The organism is Catellatospora coxensis, assembly GCF_016862635.1.
Lineage (GTDB): Bacteria > Actinomycetota > Actinomycetes > Mycobacteriales > Micromonosporaceae > Catellatospora > Catellatospora coxensis.
The window spans coordinates 48,113-69,778 of record NZ_BONI01000042.1 but is presented as its reverse complement, the minus strand read 5'-3'; the positions used below and the strand labels follow the sequence as shown (position 1 = coordinate 69,778).

The window sequence follows — 21,666 nt, the reverse complement described above, 5'->3', positions numbered from 1 at the left end:
ATCGGACCCGGGTACGGAGCGATCAGCCCGCAGCCCCGTGCCGGCGACGAGGCCCTGCGGACCTGCCTCGGCCGCGAGCCCTGATCGACGTCCATCGACCGTTACGCCACAGTAGACGGTCCGATGGGCGCTTGAGCGGGCCCGTCACCGGCCCGACGCTGTGCGGATGGGTCGACACATCGCTTTCGTCAACGCGCCCACCATCGGTGAGGTCTATCCGACCCTGCCGATCGTGGCGGAGCTGGTCCGGCGCGGCCACCGGGTCAGCTACGCCACCGTGGCGGCCCGCGCCGAGGCGGTCGCGGCCACGGGGGCGCTGGTGGTGCCGTACACCTCCGGCCTGCCCGCCGAAAGCGACCGCGACCTGCGGCGGCCCGAGCGCGCCGACTACATCGCCACCGTGCGGGAGGGTTTCCTCGGCGAGGCCCGCACCACGCTGCCGCAGCTCGCGCCGTACTTCCGGGACGACCGCCCCGACCTGATGGTGTACGGCATGCAGAGCCTCGCCGGGCGGCTCATCGCCGTCCGGGACGAGCTGCCGGCGGTGCAGTTCCAGAGCTTCCAGGCCGCCAACGAGCACTGGTCCATCGCCCGGCACCTGGGGCTGACCGTCACGCCCCGGCCCGGTCTGCCCGAGCACCAGGTGCAGCTCGACACGTTCGCCGCCGAGCAGGGCGTCGACCCGGACGCGGTCCGCGCGTTCCAGCCGCTCGCGCAGTTGCTGCTGTACCCCCGGTTCATGCAGTTCCGGGCGGAGACGTTCGGCGAGCGCCACCACTTCACCGGGCCGTGCACCGGGCCGCGGGCGTTCCAGCCGCGCTGGACGCCGCCCGAGCCCGGCCGGCCGGTCGTGCTGATCTCGCTCGGCACCGTCTACAACCGTCTCCCCGGCTTCTACCGCACCTGCGTGGAGGCGTTGGGCGACAGCCCCTGGCAGGTCGTGCTGGCCGTGGGCGAACGCACCGACCCCGCCGAACTCGGCCCGGCGCCCGGCAACGTGACGGTGGCGGCGAGCGTGCCGCAGCTCGACGTGCTGGCGCACGCGGCCGTGTTCGTCACGCACGCGGGCATGGGCGGCATCCTGGAGGCGATCCGAGCCGGGGTGCCCATGCTGACCGTGCCGCAGACCCCCGAACAGGAGGTCAACGCACTGCGGGTGGCCGAGCTGGGCGTCGGCCGCCCGCTGGACCCGGCGGCCCCGACCCCCGGCGCGCTGCGCGCCGCCGTCGAAGACCTGACCTCAGACCAGGGGGTACGCGACGCGCTGACGCGCCTCCAAACCGACCTCCGCACCTACGGCGGCGCACCCCTCGCCGCTGACGTCATCGAGTCCAGCCTCCCCTGACCCGGGCGGGCCTCTCGTCAGCCGGTGGCGCCGGCGACGCGGCGGGCGCGGAGGGCTTTCTTGTCGACCTTGCCCACGTCGGTGAGGGGGAGTTCCCGGACGAACTCGACGGCGTACGGGGCCCAGAGTTCGTTGAGTTCGGTGACGGCCCATTCGCGCAGCTGGGCGGCGGTGAGCTCGGCGTCGGCGGCGGGAACGACGAAGGCGTAGACGGCCTCGCCCATGCTCTGGTGCGGCACGCCGATCACCGCCGCGGCCCGCACCTGCGGGTGGCGCAGCAGGGTGTCCTCGACCGTGCGCGAGTACACGTTCGTCGAGGTCGCGCCGGTGACGATCATGTCCTTGAGCCGGTCGACGAGGAACAGGTAACCGTCGTCGTCGACGCGGCCCAGGTCGCCGGTGCGCAGCCAGCCGTCCACGATGGTGCGGCTGGTCAGCTCGGCCTGGCCCCAGTAGCCGGAGGTCATCAGCGCGGCGGACACCCACACCTCGCCGATCTCGCCCGGCCCGACGACCGTGCCGCGGCCGTCGCGGATCTCGACCCGCACCCCGGGGTACGGCCGCCCGCACGAGCCGAGCCGTTCCGGGTGCGCCGGGTCGTACTCCAGGTTCGGGTACGCGGCGATGAAGGTGGCCTCGCTCATGCCGTACACCGGGCGCAGCACCGGACCGAAGCGCCGCACGGCCTCGGCCAGGCGGGTCGGCGCGGCGGCGCTGCCGGCGCAGGACAGCGTGGCCAGGCTGCTCGTGTCCGTCTTGGCCAGCCGCGGGTGGTCGAGCACCTGGTAGAGCATCGGCGGCGGCAGCACCGCGCTGGTGATGCGCTCCTGCTCCAGGGTGGCCAGGAAGTCCTCGGCGGTGAAGCGGTCGTGCAGCACCAGCACCCCGCCGGTGAACAGCGTGATCATCGCGGCGACCTGCTGGCTGGAGTGCCAGAACCCGGCCACCGCCAGGTGCCGCAGCGGGCGGCCGTCGGTGACCTGGTAGCTGGCCGCGACCGCCTGCACCGCCTTGAAGAAGGCGTGCCGGTGGTGCACCAGCTTGGGCCGCCCGGTGGTCCCGCCGGTCTGGAACAGCGACTGCGGCTCGCGCACCGACGGCGGCAGCCCGAGCCGTGCCGCGCCGGAGCGCCGCGACGCGGCCAGGTCGATGCCCGCGCCCGCGCCGAAGCAGAACACCGTGAGGTCCCCCGCCCCCTGCGCGAGCTGCTCGCCCAGCGCGGCATGGGTGCGCGCGTCGTAGGCGAACGCGTCGACGTCGGCCAGCGACAGGTAGTCGGCGCACAGCTGCGGGGGCGCGTTCGGGGCCAGCCACACCGACCGGCAGCCCAGCAGGTGCAGGGCGAACTGCACCTGGATCGACTCGGGCGGGTTGCCGGCGAGGATGCCGACCGCCGCGGCGGACCGTACGCCGTTCTCGTACAGCGTCGCGGCCATGTCCCTGATCCCGGCGGCCAGGTCGGCGTACGTCAGCCGGCGTGCCCCGTGCACGATCGCCTCAGCCGAGCCGTACCCCTCGAAGACGGCGAGCGCCTGGGCCGCATAGTTTTCCTGGTCGCGCTGGTCCATCGTCGGACACTCCCGTGACTCGACCGAACACTGGCGCATCCTGGCTACGTTGACACGGCGCGCTTTCCGAACCGGCACCATAGCGCCCGTTACGAGATCGCAACCATTCGTCGAGCATCGAGATGCATCTGGCTCCTCAGTGGACGCCGCGCGGCGAAGACTGTGCTATGGAGCGCTTTCCCGGTCAGCCGTGCGCAAGTCCGAGCTGGTCGGCCAGTTCCCGGGCCCGCTGCCGGGTACGCAGCCACGGCGCGTCCAGCGCCTCCCGCACCGTCGCCGCCGCCTCGGCCGGATCGCCGGTCAGCTCCCACAGCGCGCCCGCGGCCGCGAACCGGTCCTTGAGGTCGGCGTCGCCGTCGCGGATCTCGCGCAGCCGGGCCGCCACGTCGGGGTCGGCGTCGCCGAACACCTCGGCCGCGGCGACCGCGGCCAGCACGTCCCGGCGCGGGGCGACCGCGATCGCGGCCCGCAGCGGGGCGTCGTCGCCCCCGGCCAGCCACAGCAGGCGCAGGTAGATGACCTCGCCGTTGGCCATCGCGCCGATCGCCTCGATCACCTCGGGGTTGCCGCGTCCCGCCTCGGCCAGGAACTCGGCCACCCACAGCCGGGCCGGCCAGGTCATCTGGGCCAGGTGCCGGGCCAGCACGCCGACCGCCGAGGGGTCGGTGGCGTCGCCGAGCACCCGCAGCAGCCCCACCAGCTCGCGCTGCTCCTTGGCCGTGGCCTTGGGCGAGCGGTTCACGTCGATCGTGGTGGCCAGGTCCACCACCCGGCCGAGCACCGCCTCCCGCAGCGACTCGTCCGGCGCGCCGAGCTCGGCAAGCGCGCCGGGCAACCGGGGCGGCGTCCAGCCCCCGCGCAGCGCGGACTCGGCGTGCTCGTGCCAGCGCGGGTCGCCGACGCGGATCAGCGCGTCCAGCGCCGAGCGGCGCATCCGGGCCCCGCGGGCGACCGCGTCGGCCAGCCAGTCGGCCTGGCGGCGGGTGAGCGTGTCGTCGGCGACGACGGCACGGTACGCGCAGCGGCGCACCCGCTCCTCGGGGTCGTCCAGGAACGAGCAGAGCAGCGCCTGCGACTCCACCGGCAGCTCCTGCCGGGCGGCCCGGTCGGCCAGGGTCTGCGCGACGTCCCGGCGGGCCTGCGCCTGCCCGTCGCGGGCGATCACGGCGAGCAGCTCGGCGTCCCGGCGGGGGTCGCCGCCGGCAGCGTAGTCGACCAGGTCGGCCAGCTTGCCGCGGCGGGTGGTCCAGCGCAGCGCGTCCGGGTCGGCGGACCAGCCCGCGGCCAGCGCCGCGCCGGCCTGCGCGGTGGGCGTGAGCCCGGCCTCCCGCATCGCCAGCACGGCCGCGACCCGGACCGTGGACGAGCGGGACGGGTCGAGGAACTCCGGCAGCCAGCCCGCGGCGGCGGCCGGATCGAGCTGGGCCGCGGCCACCAGCGGGGTGACCCGGCGGTAGTCGTCGGCGTACTCCCGCGCCCTGGCCAGCAGCACCGCGGACAGCCGCGGATCGGGGCCGCACCAGCCGAGCAGGGCGGTGGACTCCTCCACCACGCTGTGGTCGTCGAGATCGGACAGATTACGCAGCGTCACAGTGAAGGCGCGCAGCGCCTGGCGCACCGGCTCGCCGTCCGGGTGCGCGGCCAGCTCGCCGACCAGCATCAGCAGCTGGTCGGGCAGGCGCGTCTTGGGGTCCGCGGCGAACGCCAGGATCGGCGCGACCAGCTGCGCGGCCAGCGGGTGCAGGCCGTCGGCGGGCAGCAGCACCTGCTCGAGCGCGTCCATGCTGTCGTAGTCGTGCGCCGCGGATCCGATGAGCCGCAACAGGTCCACTGGTTCCACACCCTGGGTCACCGGCTGATAGTAGGCCCGCGGGACGACGCCACGCATGCAAGGCCGTCTACGATCTCCCGATGCGCAGGCTGGTGCGGTCTCTCACGGTGTTGCTCGCGCTGGTGCTCACCAGCCTCGCGGCGATCGAGGTGTCCCGGCTGCACGCGTCGAGCCCGCTCGCGCGCACCGACGCCGAGATCGTCGCGGACGCGCTGCCGCGGCTTGCCTTCCAGCGCGCGGCGCTCGACGGCGGCAGCGCCGTCCGGATGCAGCAGCTGTTCCCCGAGGGCTGGTTCTTCAGCTACACGCTCTACGGCCTGACCTGGCTCGACGTCGGCGCGCGCAGCGCACAGCTGAAGGAGCGGGCGCTGGCCGAGGCGCGCTGGGCACTGTCGCACGTGGACTCCGAGGACGGCCGCGCCGTCTTCGACGCCTCCCTCGAACCGGCGTACGGCGTGTTCTATCAGGGCTGGGCGACCTGGCTGCGGGGCGGCGTGGTCGCGCTCGCCGGGCCGGGCGCGCCGGAGCGGGACCGGCTGGCCGCCGACGCCGACGCGCTGGCCGGCGCGTTCCGGCGGCAGCTCGACACGACCGGGTCGCCGTTCCTGACGGCGTACCCGGGGCAGGCGTGGCCCTGCGACAGTGCCGTCGGCATCGCCGCGGTGCGGCTGGCCGGCACGCTGACCGGCGCCGACCGCGCGGGCCTGATCCGCGACTGGCTGGCCGCCGCCGACACCCGGCGCGACCCCGCTACCGGGCTGCTGCCGCACACCGTGGCCCCGTCCACCGGGCAGCCGACCAGCGGGGCCCGCGCCACGTCGCAGGTGATGGTGCTGCGTTTCCTGCGCGAGGTGGACCCGGCGGTCGGCGCGCGCGACTGGGCCGTCTTCCGGGAGCGTTTCGCCTCGACCGTGCCGGGCGCGCCCGGTGTGCGCGAGTACCCGCAGGGCGTGGAGCTGGCCGGCGACGTCGACTCCGGGCCGCTGATCTGGGGGCTGAGCACGTCGGCGAGCGCGGTCGCGCTCGGCGGCGCCGTCGTCTACGGCGACGGCGAGGCGGCGGCCGCGCTCACCGGCCTGGCCGAGGCCGCCGGGCTCGCCGTGCAGTGGGACGGGGAGCGGCGCTACCTGGGCGGCGCGCTGCCCGTCGGGGACGCGTTCCTGGCCTGGTCGCTGGCCGCGCGGCCGTGGACCGGCGGCGACGTCACCGCCGCCACCGGCCCGTCGTGGACCTGGCGTCTGCCCTGGTACGCCGGGCTGACCGCACTGCTCGCCCCGGCCTGGCTGCTCGGGCTGGTCGCCGCCGGGATCGCCCCGTTCGGCCGGGCCCGGCGTCCGCGTCGGGGCGTCGGGCCGGGTCGCGACAGGACACCCCCGAGCCCGAACGACGCCGCGACCAGGCCGGCCGACGGATCGACCGGCCGCAAGACCCGCACCGGAGCGCCGAAACCGCCGGTCAGAGAACCCGATCCAGGGCACTGACGCCTGGTACGGCGAGCGTGCCCAGGCGCTGCCCGGTCTCGGCGTCGAACCAGGCCACGGTGTCGGGCAGGGCGGCGTACACCCGCTTGCCGTCGGGGCTGGCGGCCAGGCCGCGCACCTCGCCCCCGGCGTCCCAGCTGCGCCACACCGGCGCGCCGTCGCGGGGCAGCACGTGCACCGTGCCGCCGACCGCGACCAGGACCTGCCGGAACGTCGCCACGGCGTACGCGGTCCCGGTACCCTTCGGCCCGTCGACGGCCTCCCGGACGGCGAGCTGCTCGGTGCCGACGACCGCGAACCGCCCGCTGGTCACGTCGGCGACGTAGAACTCGGAGCCCTCCGGGTTGATCGCCAGGGCGTGGCCGGCCCCCGGGCCCTCGCCGAACGGCGCGGGCAGGTCGACGCAGTACGCCCACTGCTCCGCCAGGTGCAGCGTGTGCACGAACGCGTGCACGTCGCCGGGGCGGCCGGCGACCAGGTCACGGGTGTGCCGGTGGTCGGGCTGGTGCGTGTAGAGCGTGTACAGCACCTGCCGGTTCGGGGCGTACACCGCCATCCGGCCCTCGCCGCTCATCTCCTCCTCGGCCCCCGGCGGCACCGCCGTCTTCACCCGGGTCAGCAGCGCCGAACTCCGGCCGGTGGCCACGTCAACCTGGCGCACCCGGTACCGGTCCGGGGCGGTCGCGGGCAGCCAGTCCAGCACGAACAGGCCCTCGCCGCCGACCGTGAACGCGTCCGGCACGATGTTGCCGGCCAGTTCCAGCCGCGCCACCTCACCGGCCGTGTCCGCGACCACCAGCGGGGTCCGGGCCCGGCCCGAGGGCACGTGGGTGACCTCGCCCGTGCCGGGGGCGGCCAGCGCCACCAGCCGCCCGTCCGCGGAGGCGACCCGCGGCACCCACGCCCCGGCCAGCCGCGGCCCCGCGGTGCGCCGCCCGGTCCGGGTCTCGATCGCGGTCAGCTCGGTGTGCACGCCCGCGGGTGCGGCGGCGTACACGATGCCGCCGTCCGGGGTGGCCAGACCGGCCCCGATCCGTTCCACTCCGGACGGCCGCAGCACGGTCAGCCCGCCCTCGGCCCGCACCAGCACCAGGTCCGGTGCGGCCGTGGGCACCGCCGGAGTCTGCGCGCGGCACCCGGTCAGGGCCGCGGCGGCGCCCACGCCGAGCAGGGTCAGCACGTCACGTCTCGTCGTCATGCCCGGTCGAGTCGCCGCGCCCCGCGCCGGTTCCCGCACGGCGGCGATCGATATGGACTGGCCCGGCCGCCGCACCGGTGGCCCGGGGTGACCGTCGGCTCCGGATTTGCTGACCGAGCGGCCGGTGCGCGACCGGCACGCGCCCACTACGTTTCTCGCTCGTAACCGTGACAGGCGGCAGACGAGAGACGGCGGGCTTCGGCGGTGGAGGACGATTTCGGGTACGAGGGCCGCCGGCGGCTCCGGATACCCATGCTGGAGCGGCTGCGCGGCCTGCCGCTGGTGGCCACCACGGTGTTCACCGCCGCGCTGATCCTGCTCATCCTCACCACCGTCCACCGGCCCGCGACCTGGAACGACGCGCTGCCCTGGGATACCGAGCCGAGCGCCGAGCCCGTCGCCGCGCCGGTCTACCCGGACGCGCCGGTGGCGAACAGCCCGGTGCCGCGTACGCCCGGGGCCCGGCCCTCGACGGCGGTGTCCACCGCGGCGTCCCCGGCCCCGTCGGCCGAGGGCGCGTCGCCGTCCCCGGCCGCCTCCCCGTCCCCGGTGGCCCCGCCGCCGCCCGCGCCGCCGCGCACCGCGCGGTACGAGGCCGAGTCGGCGAGCCGGTCGCAGGCCCGCACCGCCAGCGACCACAACGGCTTCAGCGGCGCGGGCTTCGTCGACTACGACAACGTCACCGGCGGATACCTGCAGTGGAGCGTGCCGGGCGCGTCCGGGCCGGCCACCCTGCGGCTGCGGTTCGCCAACGCGAGCTGCTGCAATCGCGCCATGGACATCAGCGTCAACGGCACCGTGCTGCGCGACGTCCGCTTCGACCCGATGCGCACCTGGGACGACTGGAACACGGTCACCGTGACGGTCACCCTGACGGCGGGCACGAACACCGTCCGGGCCACCGCCACCAGCCGTGAGGGCGGCCCGAACATCGACTACCTTGAGGTCGTCCAGTAGCTCGCGGCCCCGGATCAGGGGATGAGCAGCAGCTTGCCCGTGGTGCGCCGCGACGTCAGGTCGTCGTGCGCCCGGGCCGCCTCGGCCAGCGGATACCGGCCGCCGACCGTCACCCGCAGGGTGCCCGCGGCGACCCAGCCCAGCACGTCGGTGGCCCGCTCCAGCAGCTCCTGGCGCGAGACCACGAAGTCGCCGAGCGTCGGCCTGGTCAGCACCGCCGAACCGGACTGCATCAGCCGCAGCGGGTCCACCGGCGGCACCGGGCCGCTGGCCGCGCCGTACAGGGCCAGCACGCCGCGGCGGCGCAGCGAGGCCAGGCTGGCGTCGAAGGTGGACGCGCCGACCCCGTCGTACACCGCGGCCACGCCTTCGCCGCCGGTCAGCGCGCGCACCTGACCCGCCAGGTCGTCGACCTGGTCGTAGCGGATCACCTCGGCCGCGCCCGCGCTCCGGGCGAGCTGCTCCTTCGCATCGGTGGACACCGTGCCGATCACCCGGCCGCCCAGGTGCGTGACGAGTTGCGTGAGCAGCAGGCCCATGCCGCCCGCCGCCGCGTGCACCAGCACCGTCTCACCGGCCCGCACCGGGTGCACGTCGTGGGTCAGGAAATGCGCGGTCATGCCCTGCAGCAGCACCGCCGCGGCGGTCTCGTCGGACACCCCCTCGGGCAGCGGCACCAGCCGGTCCACGGGCACAGCCGCGGCCTGCGCGTACGCCCCGGGCGCCATGACCCAGCCGACCCGCTCGCCGACCGACACCGCGGTGACGTCCGGCCCCACCGCGGCGACCCGGCCCGCCGCCTCCACGCCGGGGACGAACGGCAGCGGTGTCGGGTAACGGCCCTGGCGGTGGTACACGTCGATGAAGTTGACCCCGGTCGCGGCGATCTCCACGACCGCCTGGCCCGGTCCGGCCACGGGCAGGTCCACCTCGGCGGGGGTGAGCACCTCGGCGCCGCCGTACTGCGTGATCTGAACAGCCTGCATGGTCCGAGCCTGCCTCATCGGGGCCTGATGCGGGGTCCGGGGCACGCCTGCGGAGGGACAATGAGAGCAGCATCGCAGGAACGGGAGGTGCGCCATGACCACCGCGACGATGACCAAGACCTGGATGGTGGAACTGCGGTACGAGGAGGACGCGGACCTGACCAGGGCCACCGCGTCCATGCGGCTGCCGTCGGGGCGGCTGCTGACCGCCGAGGGCCAGGCCCGGCGCAATCCGGTCGACCGCCCGCGGGCCTCGATCGGCGAGGAGATGGCCGGGGCCCGGGCACTGTCCGGCTTGGCCCACCGCCTGCTGGAAGCCGCCGCCGACGAGGTAGAGACGAACGTGCACGGAGGTGACCCCGCGATCTAGCGGCCCCGGTCTGCAGTTTCGTGGAACGTGGTGGAATCGCGCCCGCGATTCGCGCAGTCTCCCCGAAACTGCACGGTCGTGTCCTGCCTCGGGGTCAGGACGTGGTGGCCAGCGCGAGCGGAAGCACCCCCGGCGCGCCTGTCTGGAGGAGTTGGCGGGCCACCACGGCCATGGTCCAGCCGGAGTCGAGCTGGTCGTCGACGAGCAGGACGGGGCCGGACAGCCGGCGGAGTCTGTCAGCCATGTCCTCGGGGACGGCGAAGGCGTCGTGCAGGGCTTTGACCCGCTGGGCGCTGTTGGCCCGGGGCTGGTCGGCGGGCGGGCCGCCCGCGACGGTGCCGAGGAATTCCAGGCGGCCGACCCGGGCCACGTGTTCGGCCACGCCGGTGATCAGGCGCGGGCGGGAACGGGAGTTGATCGCCACCACGGCGGCCGGTCGGGCGGGCCACGGGTCGGCGCCGTGTGACCAGTCCTTGAGCACCTCGACGAGCACCGCGAGCAGGTCGGCGGGCGGAGCCGTGTCGGCAGCGCCCTCGGCGAGCAGTTCCCGCAGGCGGGTGCCCCAGCCGAGGTCGGACAGGCGGCCCACGGCGCGGCCGGGCAGCGTCTGCTCGGCCGGCGGGATCTTCCCGGACAGCGGCACGCCCGCGGCGGCGAGCCCGGTCGGCCACATCTTGCGGGGTTCGATCTGGACGCCGGGGCGGCCGAGGAAGACGTGCGCGGCGTGGAGGGCCTCGGCGGAGACGTCCGTGCCGTAGGCGGGACCGGCGCAGTTGTCGCAGCGGCCGCAGCGGCGCGCCTCGGGATCGTCGAGGGTGTGCCGGAGGAACTCCATGCGGCAGCGCGTGGTGCCGGTGTAGTCGCGCATGGCGTCCTGCTCGGCCTGGCGGGCCTTGGCGATGCGCGCGTAGCGCTCGGTGTCGTACGCCCAGGGGCGGCCGGTGGCCTCCCAGCCGCCGCGCACGCGCTTGACCGCGCCGTCGACGTCGAGCACCTTGAGCATCATCTCCAGGCGGTTGCGGCGCAGGTCGACCTGCGCCTCCAGGGCCTGCGTGGACACCGGGCGGCCGGCGGTGTCGAGCACGTCGAGCACCCGGCGCACCTGCTCCTCCGGCGGGAAGGCCAGCGAGGCGAAGTAGCGCCAGATCGCGGCGTCCTCGGGGCCGGGCAGCAGCATCACGTCGGCCCCGGCCACGGCCCGGCCCGCCCGGCCGACCTGCTGGTAGTAGGCGATCGGCGAGGCGGGCGCGCCGAGGTGCACCACGAACCCGAGGTCGGGCTTGTCGAAGCCCATGCCGAGTGCGGAGGTCGCCACCAGCGCCTTGAGCTTGTTGTCGAGCAGGTCCTGCTCGGCGGTGCGGCGGTCGGCGTCCTCGGCCTGGCCCGTGTAAGCGGCCACGGCGTACCCCCGGCCGGCCAGGAACTGGGCGGTCTCGTGCGCGGCGGCGACGGTCAGCGTGTAGACGATGCCGGACCCGGGGATCTGGTCGAGGTGGTCGGCGAGCCAGGCCAGCCGGTGCGCCGGGCTGGGCAGCTCCAGCGCCGCCAGCCGCAGCGACTCGCGATCCAGCGGGCCGCGCAGCACCAGCGGCTCCAGCTCGGCCGGCTGGCCCCCGCCGAGCTGCTCGGCCACGTCGGTGGTGACCCGCTCGTTGGCCGTCGCCGTGGTGGCCAGCACCGGCGTGCCCGCGGGCAGCTCGGCCAGCATGGTGCGCAGGCGGCGGTAGTCGGGGCGGAAGTCGTGGCCCCAGTCGGAGACGCAGTGCGCCTCGTCGACGACGAGCAGGCCGGTGGTGGCGGCCAGGCGGGGCAGCACGCTGTCGCGGAAGTCGGGGTTGTTGAGCCGCTCCGGGCTGATCAGCAGCACGTCGACCGCGCCGTCGGCGATCTCGGCGGTGATCTGCTCCCAGTCCTCCAGGTTCGCCGAGTTGATGGTGCGGGCGTGGATGCCCGCGCGGGCCGCCGCCTCGACCTGGTTGCGCATCAGCGCCAGCAGCGGGGACACGATCACCGTCGGGCCGTGGCCGCGCTCGCGCAGCAGGGCGGTCGCGACGAAGTACACCGCGGACTTGCCCCAGCCGGTGCGCTGCACGCACAGCACCCGCCGGGCGTCGGCGACCAGCGCCTCGATCGCCCGCCACTGGTCCGGCCGCAGCTCGGCGTGCTCGCCCGCGAGCCGCCGGAGCACCGTTTCGGCACGTTCGCGCAGTTCCGTCCTGTCGTCCGCCATCCCGCAGTTCTACCAGCCGGGGGTGTCATCGGCCGGATCGGCGGCGGAGGGGGTGTCAGCCGTCGCGCCCGCGGGTAATCAGGGCGGATGACCAACATCGGTTACACGCTCATGACCGAGCAGCGGGGGCCCCGAGAACTGGTCGACGACGCGGTACGCGCCGAGGCGGCCGGGTTCGGCTTCGCGGTCTGCTCCGACCACTTCTACCCGTGGCTGGCCGAGCAGGGGCACGCCCCGTTCGCCTGGTCGGTGCTGGGCGCGGCCGCCCACGCCACCGAACGCCTCCCGCTGGTCTCCTTCGTCACCTGCCCCACCATGCGGTACCACCCCGCGGTGGTGGCGCAGATGGCGGCGACGGTCGGCGTCATGTCGCAGGGGCGGTTCACGCTCGGCCTGGGCGCGGGCGAGAACCTCAACGAGCACGTGGTCGGGGCGTACCCGCAGGCGGTGCAGCGGCACGCGATGCTGTCCGAGGCACTGGAGATCATCCAGCCGCTGCTGGCCGGTGAGGTCGTGCACCACCTGGGCGAGTACTTCGAGGTGCCCGAGGCGCGGCTGTGGGACCTGCCCGCCGAGCCGGTGCCGATCGGCGTGGCGGTGTCCGGGCCGTCCTCGATCCGGCTGGCCGCCCGCCACGACGCGGCGCTGATCGCGGTCGCGCCGGAACGCGAGCTGATCGAGCAGTACGCCGACGCCGGCGGCAGCGGCCCCCGCTACGGGCAGGTGGCGATCTGCTGGGGACCGGACGCCGACGAGTGCGCCCGGATCGCCCACGACCAGTTCCGCTGGTTCGACCTGGGCTGGGCGGTCAACGCGGAGATGCCGCATCCGCGCTCGTTCGCCGCGGCGACGGCCTCGGTGACCCCGGAGATGGTCGCCGAGAAGATCTCCTGCGGCCCCGACCTGGACAAGCACGTCGCCGCCGTGAAGCAGTTCACCGACGCCGGATTCACCGACGTCGCCCTGATCCAGATCGGCGGCGACAGCCAGCGCGACTTCCTCGACTTCGCCGAGAAGCAGCTCCTGCCGGCGCTGGCCGCCGCCTGAACCGCGATCGCCGCCGACCAGGCTCATGCCTCCCATCGGCCGCGGCCCGCCCTTCCTGAGCAGCCAGCGCGCACCCGGCGCGTTAAGAAGGTGCCCTTCCGCTACGCGGAGCGTTGTGAAGGTGCCCTTCCTTTCGCGCCGGGGGCGCGGCGGGAGAGGCGGAGGATGCGCAGGACCATGGCGGGTTTGCGGAGGACGCCGGGTGGCATGAGCAGGTGCTGGACGGCGGTGAAGATGCGCCGGATCTCGGGGTCGGCCTGTGCGGCGAGCTGGATGCGGCGGGAGTAGCGGTTGCGCAAGGCGATGCCGCGCGGGCGTTCGCCCTGGGTCTGCGGGTAGGCGAAGTCGCCGCCGGCGGCGAAGCCCCAGGGGGTGGCGAGGATGTGGGCCGTCTCGCGGTAGAAGTCGGCGGCCAGGGCGGCGGTGGGTGCGCCGTGCGCGTCGAGCCGGCGGCCCAGGGCCTGGGACTCCAGGGCGGCGCAGGTCATGCCCTGGCCGTAGATGGGGTTGAAGCTGCAGACGGCGTCACCGAGGGCCAGGTAGCCGGCGGGGTGGGCGGGCAGGTCCTCGAAGTGGCGGCGGCGGTTGGACGGGAAGGTGAACGAGACCGCCTCGGTCACCGGCTCGCACCGCTCGATCAGGCCGGCGATGCCGGGGTGGGGCAGGCTGCGGGCGTGCGCGCCGAACGCGTCCTGGTCGCCCGCGGCCGGGAAGTCGCCGTGCCAGCCGCCCAGCGAGATCAGCCAGCGGTCGCCCTCGATCGGCAGGGCCAGCCCGACCCGGGTCTCGTACGGCGGCGCGGGCAGCACGAACACCGCGGTGGCGTCGGGCAGGTCGGCCGGCCCGCGCCGGTACAGCCGGGTGGTGTACCCGACGCCGACCTTGACCTCGGTGACGGCCGGTGCGGCGAAGCCCAGCTCGGCGAGCCAGCGGTCGGAGCGGCTGCCCCGCCCCGAGCAGTCGACCACCAGCCCGGACGGCAGCGTCGCGCCGTCGTCGAGCACCACGCCGGTGACGACGCCGTCGGCGCCGGCCAGCCCGGCCACCGCGACGCCGGCCCGGAACTCGACGTTCGGCAGCGCCGCCACCCGGCCGCGTACGGCGTGCTCCAGCAGCGGGCGGCTGAACGAGAGCAGGTCGATGCCGGTCGGCGACTTCGGCCAGACACTGCCGTACCGGTAGAAGATCATTTGGGTGCCCGGCTCGAACGGGGTGGCCCCCGCCGCGACCAGCTCGTCGACCAGGCCGTCGAACAGCTCGCCGAGCGCCCGCTGACCGGCCGCCAGCAGCACCGCCCCGTGGTTGCCCTGCGGCACACCGCGCCGCGGCGACGCGTCCGGCGGCAGGTGGTCCCGGTCCAGCACGATCACGCGGGCGTACCGGTCGGCCAGCACCCGGGCGGCGCACAGCCCGGCGATTCCGGCTCCGATCACGACGGCGGTGGACTCGGGCGCAGGCGGGACGTTCTCGGTCATCCGTCCATCTTCGACGCGCCTGCCCAAGATCGCCGACCCGGGTCCGGTCCACACCGCCGATGTGACTAATTCCCGCCAGCCCTAACGATCAACGTGGATCGATACTAGGGTGCTGGTGTGTCCAATTCCGCGGTGGTGCTGCTGGGCGGGCTGCCGTTCACGCTGCTCGCGGTGCTGTTCCTGGGGCTGCTCGCGCAGGCCCAGTCCCGGCGCGACGGCGTGCGCCGGGGCCGCCTCAGCGCGAACGACCGCGCGCAGCTCACCGCCGAGGCCCGCGAGCTGGAGGAGGTCGCCGCCGAAGTGCTCGAAGCGGCCCGCACCGCCGTGCTGCTGGCCGAGCGCACCGCCGCCGAGCTGGCGACGGCCGAGGCCGACCGCGACGCCGCCTGGCAGGCCCACCTGGCGGCGGCGAGACTGCTGGAAGACGCCGCCGAGACGCTGCCACCCGAACCCGCCGAGGGCACCGCGTCCACGGAGACCCTGCGCGAGGTCGCCCTGGCCGCGCGGGCGGCGTACAAACGCGGCGACCTGACCATGGAGCAACTGCGCGCCATCTGGTCGAAGGTCGACGGCTGGGACCAGTCCCGCCAGGACCGCTCGCACGAGCTGTCCCGCCTGCGCGCCGAGGACGCCGAAGCCGCCCGCCTCTACCACGTGGCCGCCTCCCGGGCCCGCAACGCCCGCCGCGCCGCCGAGGTCGCCCGCGTCTCCTCCCACGCCCTCACCCAGGAGGCCGCCGACGCCGCCTACGAGGCCCAGGCCGTCCAGACCGTCCTCCGCGACGGCCGCCGCTGACCCGCACCGCCCCCAACAGCAACAAATCAGGGCAGGACGCTTGAACCACCCCAACCCCGGGTACCCCTCCCCCATGCGCGACTACGACGAAGTGGTGGAGATCGTCTACGCCTGGCAGCAGCCCGAGCCGACCGGCGGCATACCCGCCCGCGACCTCCCCCACGAAGACCTGCTCCGCGAGCTGGCCGCAATCCACCGCACCCGGAACGAAACCCTCCGCCACGGCTCCGACCAGTCCCTCTCCCACCACACCGCCCGCCTGCTCGAACTGGAAACCGACTACCTCCGCCGCTTCCCCACCCGCGAAGTCGACCCAAACCGCCTACGCCCCAACCCCACCTGACCGCCCCGCGCCCATGATCGCGACGATCTTGCGTGAACTGTGCCGACGACACGCCCAAAACGCCCATAACGACCCCAGCTCGCGCAAGATCGTCGCGATCATGGGTGAGGGCGGGGCGGTGTGGGGTGGGTAACGGGGGTTCGGGGTGGTGGGGGTGGGCGTGAGATTGTTGGGGGCGTGACTGCGACGTTGATGTTGGGGCGGTACTCCGTTGATCCGCCTGTGGTGCTGGCGCCGATGGCGGGCATCACCAATGTCGCGTTTCGGCAGCTCTGTCGGGAGCAGGGGGCCGGGATCTACGTCTGCGAGATGATCACGACGGTCGCGCTCGCGGTGCGCAACCCGAAGACCGACAAGATGATCGAGTTCGGGCCGGATGAGCAGCCGCGCAGCATGCAGCTGTACGGCGTCGATCCGGACATCACCGCCAAGGCCGTGCGCCGGGTGGTGGACGAGAACCTGGCCGACCACATCGATCTCAACTTCGGGTGCAGCGTCAAGAAGATCACGAGTAAGGGCGGCGGGTCGGCGATCCCGTGGAAGCGCCGCCTGTTCGGGTCGATCATCAAAGCGGCGGTGGACGCGGCCGCGCCCGCCGGGATCCCGGTCACCATCAAGATGCGCAAGGGCATCGACGACGACCACCTGACGTACGTCGAGGCCGGCCTGATCGCGCAGGAGGCCGGGGCGAAGTGGGTGGCGCTGCACGCGCGCACCGCCGCCCAGCGCTACTCCGGCGAGGCCGACTGGGAGTCCATCGCCACCCTCAAGCAGGCCCTGGACGTGCCGGTGCTCGGCAACGGCGACATCTGGGAGGCCGACGACGCGCTGCGCATGGTGGCCGAGACCGGCTGCGACGGCGTCGTGGTCGGCCGGGGCTGCCTGGGCCGGCCGTGGCTGTTCGCCGACCTGGCCGCCGCGTTCGCCGGCCGCCCCGAGCGGGTGATGCCCGACCTGGGCGAGGTCGCGCAGGTCATGCGCCGCCACGCCGAGCTGCTCGTGCACTGGTGGGGGGCCGAGCGCGAAGCCGTCACCGACTTCCGCAAGCACGTCGCCTGGTATCTCAAGGGCTTCCCGGTGGGCTCGGAGCTGCGCCGCTCGATGGCCATGGCCTCGTCGCTGATGGAACTCGACGACCTGCTCGGCAAGCTGGACCACGCCGCGCCGTTCCCGGTGGCGAACCTCGGCCAGCCCCGCGGCCGTACCAACTCCCCCGCCAAGGTCGTGCTCCCCTACGGCTGGCTCGACGACCGCGACTCCGAACTCGTCCCCGAGGACGCCGAACACGACGACTCCGGCGGCTGACCCCGCCCCGCCCCGCGAAGATCGCTGTCTGCGGTCAGAACCTGCGGTCCCACCGCAGATCATGACCGTAGACAGCGATCTTCGCGGCTGACCCCCGGCTCAGCGGCGGAAGCTGTCGAGCAGGGCCCGGGTGTACGGTGCCCGGACCCGAGCGATCAGCGCGAACACCACCAGCAGCACCCCGGACATGATCGCGTTCGACGCCACTCCGGGCAGCACGAACAGGTTCATGATCGTCGCACCGGCCATCAGACCGGTCAGCCCGATCGCGGCCACCCCCGACAGCCGCGGCACCAGCAGCCCGATGCCGCCGGCCAGCTCGCAGGCGCCCACGAACCAGATGAACGCCATGCCCAGCCCGGCCTCGGCGAAGGCGGGCGGAGCCTCGAAGAACGGCAGGTACTTCGGCACCGAGACGCCGATGAAGAACAGGCCGAGCAGCACCTGCCCGATCCACACGGCGATGTTCACGGCGCGGTGGGGGCGGACGGTGGGGGCGGCGTACGTGGTCATGACGGGTTCCTTCTTCCGTGGAGTTCGGTCGTCGTGTTCATCCGTGTAGACGGATGGCGCGCGCGGAACTCATCGGTCCGGAAGGAAGGTTCCCGATCAGGATTGCAGCAGCGGGTCGACGATCACCGCGACAGCCCCGGGGAGGTTGCACTGGATGCGCAACCGCACGTGGAAGGCGTCGGTGAGGTCCGCATCGACCTTGGCGCTCCGGCCGATCTCCGCCTGCACGATGGCAGGCTTACCTTCGTTTCCTCCGTTGGGCAGCAGATCCTTCGGGGCGGGGAACACGCTCAGCTGGACGATCTGGTTGGTCGGCACCGGCGTCTGGTGTGCCGTCAGGGTCGCGGTGAACGTGGTCAGGTTGCGAGGGATCACGTAGGCGACCTCCGCCATGGTGTTGCCGGTCGTGTTGGGCGGACACTTCACCGCGAGCGCGTGGGCGTACTCAGGCAGCCCGGCCAGGTCCTTCGGCAGTGGGACCAACAGGCTCGACCCGGTCACCGCGGAGAGGGTGTCCAGATAGGTGCCGCCCTGGACGGGCGCGGGCGCGTGTGTCGTGCCCGCAGGCGCTACGGACACGGCGATCGGGCTCGTCCCGGCAGCGGGCTGTGGCGACTGCGGGGCCGCGCCGGCAGGAAAGAGGAGAGTCCAGGTCTGCGTCAACGTGCCGATGACGGTCACGACGCCGACGACGAACGCGCCGATGGTCGCCCACCGGATCTTGCGCGGTCCAGGGGGCTCGATAGGGGTGGACACGCTGCTCCTGAGGGAAGTCAAGGGGAGGAACGACGATTTTCGCACGGGGTCGGATAGATGAGAATCGGCCCAGCGGAACTGATATCCGACAACATCGGGGATCTGCCTTGGTGTTCCCCGAGGGCAGAATGCCCTTTCATGGCCGATACCCTCTCCACGCCCCCCGCTGCGCCCGAACCGCCCACCGGACCCGCCTCCACCAGCTCTTCCGCCCCGACCGCCACCCTGCGGCCCGGGGCAGCGGCACCAGCCGCTCCCGGCAAGGGCACGGCTCGCCTCGCGCTGCTCGTCGCCGCGGTGAGCCTCGTCGTGGCCCTGGTCGCGGTCGGCGTGGCCGGGGTGGCGCTGGTCCGCTCCGGTGAGGACACTCCGGACACCACGGCCGCGCCAGGAGCCACCAACAGCGCTCCGGCCTCTGCCGGCGCCGACGCGCCCGCGGCACCGGCGACCACCGAAGCGCAGGCGCAGCCGTCGCCGACCGCCGTGCTCGGCGTGCTCAACCCGCAGGCGGTGTTCTCCCCGGCGTACAAGGATCAGGAACTGATTCCGCAGGTGACCAGCCAGGCCAGCGCCTACCTGGACCTCAACGAGCCGCGCGTGGTCCAGCAGGGCAGCGACAAGGACGATGTCCGTCTGGAACTGCCCTACAACAGCACCGTGCCGGTGATCATCCTGCTGGACGGGGTCGAGGGCGCCGTGGTCCCGAAGACCATGTCCGACCCGCAGCCAGAGGACTGCGCGGACCTCATCCGCAAGAGCCCGGTGCCGCAGCGCGCCGAGACCGCAGCCCAGCGGGAGCTGATGATGTGCGTCGCGACATCGCCGGAGCAGGCCCGCGCCATCGGTCAGCCCCAGCGCATCGTGGTCCTCAAGGTGGCCGCACTGTCGAGCAACGCCAAGGTGACCCTCCAGCTGAAGGCCTGGGAAGTTCCGTCCTGACCGCCGGTCGGAGCGGCGGGGCCGGTGGACGGCCACCTGCCCCGCCGCCTTCACACCGTCAGCGGCCGCGGGCGGCGAAGTGCTCGACGATGCCCTGCAGCAGGCGGGTGTCGAAGGGCAGCGCGGCGCAGCTGTCCACCGCGGCGTCGCGGTGCTGCTCCATGAGCCGGCGCGCCTGCGCGAGCCCGTACACCCGAACCAGGTTGGCCTTGCCCACGTCGTTGCCGGAGTCCTTGCCGAGCTGCTCGCTGGACGCGGTCGCGTCGAGGATGTCGTCGCGGGCCTGGAACACGATGCCCGCGTGGTCGGCGTACCGCGTGATCAGCTCGATCTCGACACGCGGCCGGTCCAGCAGCATCAGCAGCGGCACCAGCGCGGCCTCGACCATCGTGGACGTCTTCAGCCGGTACATCTCCAGGATGTCCTCGCCGGTGACCGGCGACGCGTCCCGGGCGTAGCGCAGGTCCAGGTACTGCCCCCGGCACAGCCGCTGCGGGCCGAGCACGGTGCCGACGTACGCGACGACGTCGGTGACCCGCTGCGCCGGGTAGTGCCGGTCGAGCCGGGCCAGCATGCCGAACCCGGAGGACAGCATCGAGATCGCGGCGAGCTGCACGCTGCCCTCGTCGAACACGGTGTGCGCGGCCGGGCGGCCCCGGCGCAGCGTGGCGTCGTCCTGCGCGGGCAGGTCGTCGAAGATCAGGCTGGCGGTGTGGAACAGCTCGATCGCGCCGAGCAGCGACTCGGGCATGTCCCCGCGTACGCCGAGCCCTTCGGCCAGCATCAGGGTCAGCGCGGGCCGCAGCCGCTTGGCCGGGCCGTCCATCGTGTACGCCAGGATCGGCGCCAGCTCGGCGGCGTTGACCTCGGCGTGGCAGTTGTGCACGATCTCGTTGATGCGCGGCAGCCGGTCGAGCACGAACGTGCGCGCGTCGACGCTGTTCGGGTCGCGGCGGCCCATCACCGCGGCCGCCTCCCGCTTGAGCCGCAGGTCACCGGTGCTCAGCTGCGGCAGCACCCGCCGCGGCACCCCCGCCGCCGTACGCAGGAACGTGGCGATCTCCGGGGTGACCGGGTACTGGTCGAGCAGCCGCAGCGTGTTCTGCGGGTCCGCGCACAGGTGTATCCCCAGCTTGATCGCGCCGACGCCGGTCAGCGCGTCGCGAGCCACCGGGTCGCCGCCGTACACCTGCTCGACGACGTACGCGTCATAGGCGAACAGGTCGAGCAGCGGATTGGTGCGGCCGTCGCCGGGGTGCGTGAACGGGGTCATCCGGCCGGCCCGGCGGTCCTCGTCGCGATCGGCGAGGTCGTCCTTGAACTGGCTCAGGAAGATCGTGTTGAGGCAGCGGGCGTAGAAGCCCTCGTCGACGCTGCGCCGGCCCAGGATGTTGGCCACCACCCGGCTCAGCCCGGCCTTGAGGAAGATGTCCGGGTACGCCGACTCCAGCGGCTCGTCCGCGCCGCGGCCCGCGTCGCGGTGCTGGGCCAGGTACATCGACTCGGCCGCGTGGTAGAGGTGCCGGTGCGTGCCGAACGGGTAGACCTGCAGCGCGATGCCGTACAGCTCGTGCATCTCCTCGGCGAGCGGATGGTCGGGCACCTCCCGGGCGTCGATCGCGCCGCCGGTGGACAGGCCGCGCAGGATCAGCCGGTGCAGCCGGTCCCGCTCGCGCGGCAGCATGTGCTCGCCGGGCAGGTCCTGGAAGCTGTCGTCGATGACGGCGTACGCGGCCCCGTACGCGTACGCGCCGGGCAGGATCCGGGTGAGGTGTTCGCGCACCGCGGCCCGGCCCGCGTCGCGGGTGTCGTACCCCCCGATCGCCAGCACCCCCACCAGCGTGCGGACCACCTTGCCCATCGCCCCGGCCTGCACCACCGTCTCCGGCAGGGTGCGGTGCAGCCGGTCCAGCCGCCCGGCCAGCCAGCGCGTCTCGGCGACCTCGCGCAGCGCCGGGAAGCGCCGCTCCAGCGACTCCACCACCCCCGCCACACCGCGCCCGCGCTCGATCCCCTCGACGACCTCGCGGACCGTCCGGGCGTGCGCCCGCGCGAGCACCTCGCCCCGGGCCACGTCGGCCGGGTCGGGCACCTCGCTGAGGTTGTAGACGCCGAAGTAGTTCAGCTCCAGCAGCGCCTGCTCGCGCAGCTCCCGCCGCCGCCGCGGCGCGTACACCCCGCGCAGCAGCGCCGCCGCCGGGGTGTGCCGTCCGGCGATCGACCGCAGCTGCTCGGAGTATCGCTCCACATGCGACGCGATCGCGCCCGGCTGCGTGTCCCGCCACTGGGCGTAGTGCGCCAGCGTGTGCCGCACGCCCTGCTCGAGCCTGCCGTGCTCGAGGTCCTCCTGCCGGAACGGGAACGGCCCCAGCAGTTCCGTCACGACACCCATGAGGCCGACCACCTCCCCGCGGGCCCTTGACGACCCCGCGACCCCATGATCCCACCCCCGCGCCAGCCCCCGCCCGGACAGAAACAAGGAAGGGCACCTTCTTAACGCTCCGCGTCGCAGAAGGTGCCCTTCCTA

General features: G+C 73.8%; 18 protein-coding genes. 9 read left to right on the top strand and 9 right to left on the bottom strand.

Annotated elements, in window-relative coordinates; all coding sequences use genetic code 11:
* Window positions 1-166: 166 nt before the first annotated feature.
* Window positions 167-1,345, top strand: coding sequence for a macrolide family glycosyltransferase (locus Cco03nite_RS23875; RefSeq protein ID WP_203694413.1), 1,179 nt, complete (start codon window positions 167-169; stop codon window positions 1,343-1,345).
* Window positions 1,346-1,362: 17 nt separating this feature from the next.
* On the opposite strand, the gene Cco03nite_RS23870 is transcribed toward Cco03nite_RS23875, so the two are convergent.
* Both Cco03nite_RS23870 and Cco03nite_RS23865 read right to left on the bottom strand, forming a co-directional pair.
* The gene (locus Cco03nite_RS23870) at window positions 1,363-2,913 is read right to left on the bottom strand and encodes an AMP-binding protein (RefSeq protein ID WP_203694412.1); all 1,551 of its coding nucleotides are present in this window, start codon (window positions 2,911-2,913) and stop codon (window positions 1,363-1,365) included.
* 184 nt (window positions 2,914-3,097) lie between these two features.
* Window positions 3,098-4,765, bottom strand: coding sequence for a hypothetical protein (locus tag Cco03nite_RS23865; RefSeq protein WP_203694411.1), 1,668 nt, complete (start codon window positions 4,763-4,765; stop codon window positions 3,098-3,100).
* Window positions 4,766-4,824: 59 nt separating this feature from the next.
* Here Cco03nite_RS23865 and Cco03nite_RS23860 point away from each other — a divergent pair, with 59 nt between their 5' ends.
* Window positions 4,825-6,225 carry a hypothetical protein gene (locus tag Cco03nite_RS23860; protein WP_203694410.1) on the top strand — a complete coding sequence of 467 codons (1,401 nt, stop codon included), beginning with the start codon at window positions 4,825-4,827 and terminating at the stop codon, window positions 6,223-6,225.
* On the opposite strand, the gene Cco03nite_RS23855 is transcribed toward Cco03nite_RS23860, so the two are convergent.
* Window positions 6,200-7,423 (bottom strand): YncE family protein, encoded by a 1,224-nt coding sequence (locus Cco03nite_RS23855; RefSeq protein WP_203694409.1) that lies wholly within the window; start codon window positions 7,421-7,423, stop codon window positions 6,200-6,202. The two genes, Cco03nite_RS23860 and Cco03nite_RS23855, sit on opposite strands and share 26 nt — an antisense overlap.
* 204 nt (window positions 7,424-7,627) lie before the next feature.
* On the opposite strand from Cco03nite_RS23855, the gene Cco03nite_RS42500 reads away from it, so the two are divergent.
* Window positions 7,628-8,380: a carbohydrate-binding protein gene (locus Cco03nite_RS42500; protein ID WP_239167607.1), complete on the top strand. Its 753-nt coding sequence runs from the start codon at window positions 7,628-7,630 to the stop codon at window positions 8,378-8,380.
* Window positions 8,381-8,394: 14 nt separating this feature from the next.
* On the opposite strand, the gene Cco03nite_RS23845 is transcribed toward Cco03nite_RS42500, so the two are convergent.
* Window positions 8,395-9,366 carry a quinone oxidoreductase family protein gene (locus Cco03nite_RS23845; protein WP_203694408.1) on the bottom strand — a complete coding sequence of 324 codons (972 nt, stop codon included), beginning with the start codon at window positions 9,364-9,366 and terminating at the stop codon, window positions 8,395-8,397.
* A 94-nt stretch (window positions 9,367-9,460) separates the two neighbouring features.
* Between Cco03nite_RS23845 and Cco03nite_RS23840 the strand changes: the two genes are divergently transcribed.
* On the top strand, window positions 9,461-9,736 hold the full coding sequence (locus tag Cco03nite_RS23840; RefSeq protein WP_203694407.1) for a dsRBD fold-containing protein: 276 nt from the start codon (window positions 9,461-9,463) through the stop codon (window positions 9,734-9,736).
* A gap of 94 nt (window positions 9,737-9,830) precedes the next feature.
* On the opposite strand, the gene Cco03nite_RS23835 is transcribed toward Cco03nite_RS23840, so the two are convergent.
* Window positions 9,831-11,966: a RecQ family ATP-dependent DNA helicase gene (locus tag Cco03nite_RS23835; RefSeq protein WP_203694406.1), complete on the bottom strand. Its 2,136-nt coding sequence runs from the start codon at window positions 11,964-11,966 to the stop codon at window positions 9,831-9,833.
* Between the two features lie 87 nt (window positions 11,967-12,053).
* Between Cco03nite_RS23835 and Cco03nite_RS23830 the strand changes: the two genes are divergently transcribed.
* Window positions 12,054-13,013 (top strand): TIGR03557 family F420-dependent LLM class oxidoreductase, encoded by a 960-nt coding sequence (locus tag Cco03nite_RS23830; RefSeq protein ID WP_203694405.1) that lies wholly within the window; start codon window positions 12,054-12,056, stop codon window positions 13,011-13,013.
* A gap of 101 nt (window positions 13,014-13,114) precedes the next feature.
* Here the strand turns inward: Cco03nite_RS23830 and Cco03nite_RS23825 are convergent, their stop codons facing one another.
* Complete coding sequence (locus tag Cco03nite_RS23825; RefSeq protein WP_203694404.1) at window positions 13,115-14,488, bottom strand: FAD-dependent oxidoreductase; 1,374 nt, start codon at window positions 14,486-14,488, stop codon at window positions 13,115-13,117.
* A gap of 117 nt (window positions 14,489-14,605) precedes the next feature.
* Here Cco03nite_RS23825 and Cco03nite_RS23820 point away from each other — a divergent pair, with 117 nt between their 5' ends.
* The 3 genes from Cco03nite_RS23820 (at window position 14,606) to dusB (ending at window position 16,931) form a co-directional block, all read left to right on the top strand.
* Window positions 14,606-15,283, top strand: coding sequence for a hypothetical protein (locus tag Cco03nite_RS23820; protein WP_203694403.1), 678 nt, complete (start codon window positions 14,606-14,608; stop codon window positions 15,281-15,283).
* 73 nt (window positions 15,284-15,356) lie between these two features.
* Window positions 15,357-15,626 (top strand): DUF6158 family protein, encoded by a 270-nt coding sequence (locus tag Cco03nite_RS23815; RefSeq protein ID WP_239167606.1) that lies wholly within the window; start codon window positions 15,357-15,359, stop codon window positions 15,624-15,626.
* A gap of 192 nt (window positions 15,627-15,818) precedes the next feature.
* On the top strand, window positions 15,819-16,931 hold the full coding sequence (gene dusB / locus Cco03nite_RS23810; RefSeq protein ID WP_203694428.1) for a tRNA dihydrouridine synthase DusB: 1,113 nt from the start codon (window positions 15,819-15,821) through the stop codon (window positions 16,929-16,931).
* 99 nt (window positions 16,932-17,030) lie between these two features.
* Here the strand turns inward: dusB and Cco03nite_RS23805 are convergent, their stop codons facing one another.
* Both Cco03nite_RS23805 and Cco03nite_RS23800 read right to left on the bottom strand, forming a co-directional pair.
* On the bottom strand, window positions 17,031-17,444 hold the full coding sequence (locus Cco03nite_RS23805; protein ID WP_203694402.1) for a DoxX family protein: 414 nt from the start codon (window positions 17,442-17,444) through the stop codon (window positions 17,031-17,033).
* 96 nt (window positions 17,445-17,540) lie between these two features.
* Window positions 17,541-18,125, bottom strand: coding sequence for a hypothetical protein (locus Cco03nite_RS23800; RefSeq protein ID WP_203694401.1), 585 nt, complete (start codon window positions 18,123-18,125; stop codon window positions 17,541-17,543).
* Window positions 18,126-18,338: 213 nt separating this feature from the next.
* Here Cco03nite_RS23800 and Cco03nite_RS23795 point away from each other — a divergent pair, with 213 nt between their 5' ends.
* The gene (locus Cco03nite_RS23795; RefSeq protein WP_203694400.1) at window positions 18,339-19,139 is read left to right on the top strand and encodes a hypothetical protein; all 801 of its coding nucleotides are present in this window, start codon (window positions 18,339-18,341) and stop codon (window positions 19,137-19,139) included.
* A 58-nt stretch (window positions 19,140-19,197) separates the two neighbouring features.
* Here Cco03nite_RS23795 and Cco03nite_RS23790 read toward each other — a convergent pair whose 3' ends face one another.
* On the bottom strand, window positions 19,198-21,531 hold the full coding sequence (locus Cco03nite_RS23790; RefSeq protein ID WP_203694399.1) for a polyprenyl synthetase family protein: 2,334 nt from the start codon (window positions 21,529-21,531) through the stop codon (window positions 19,198-19,200).
* Window positions 21,532-21,666 lie beyond the last annotated feature (135 nt).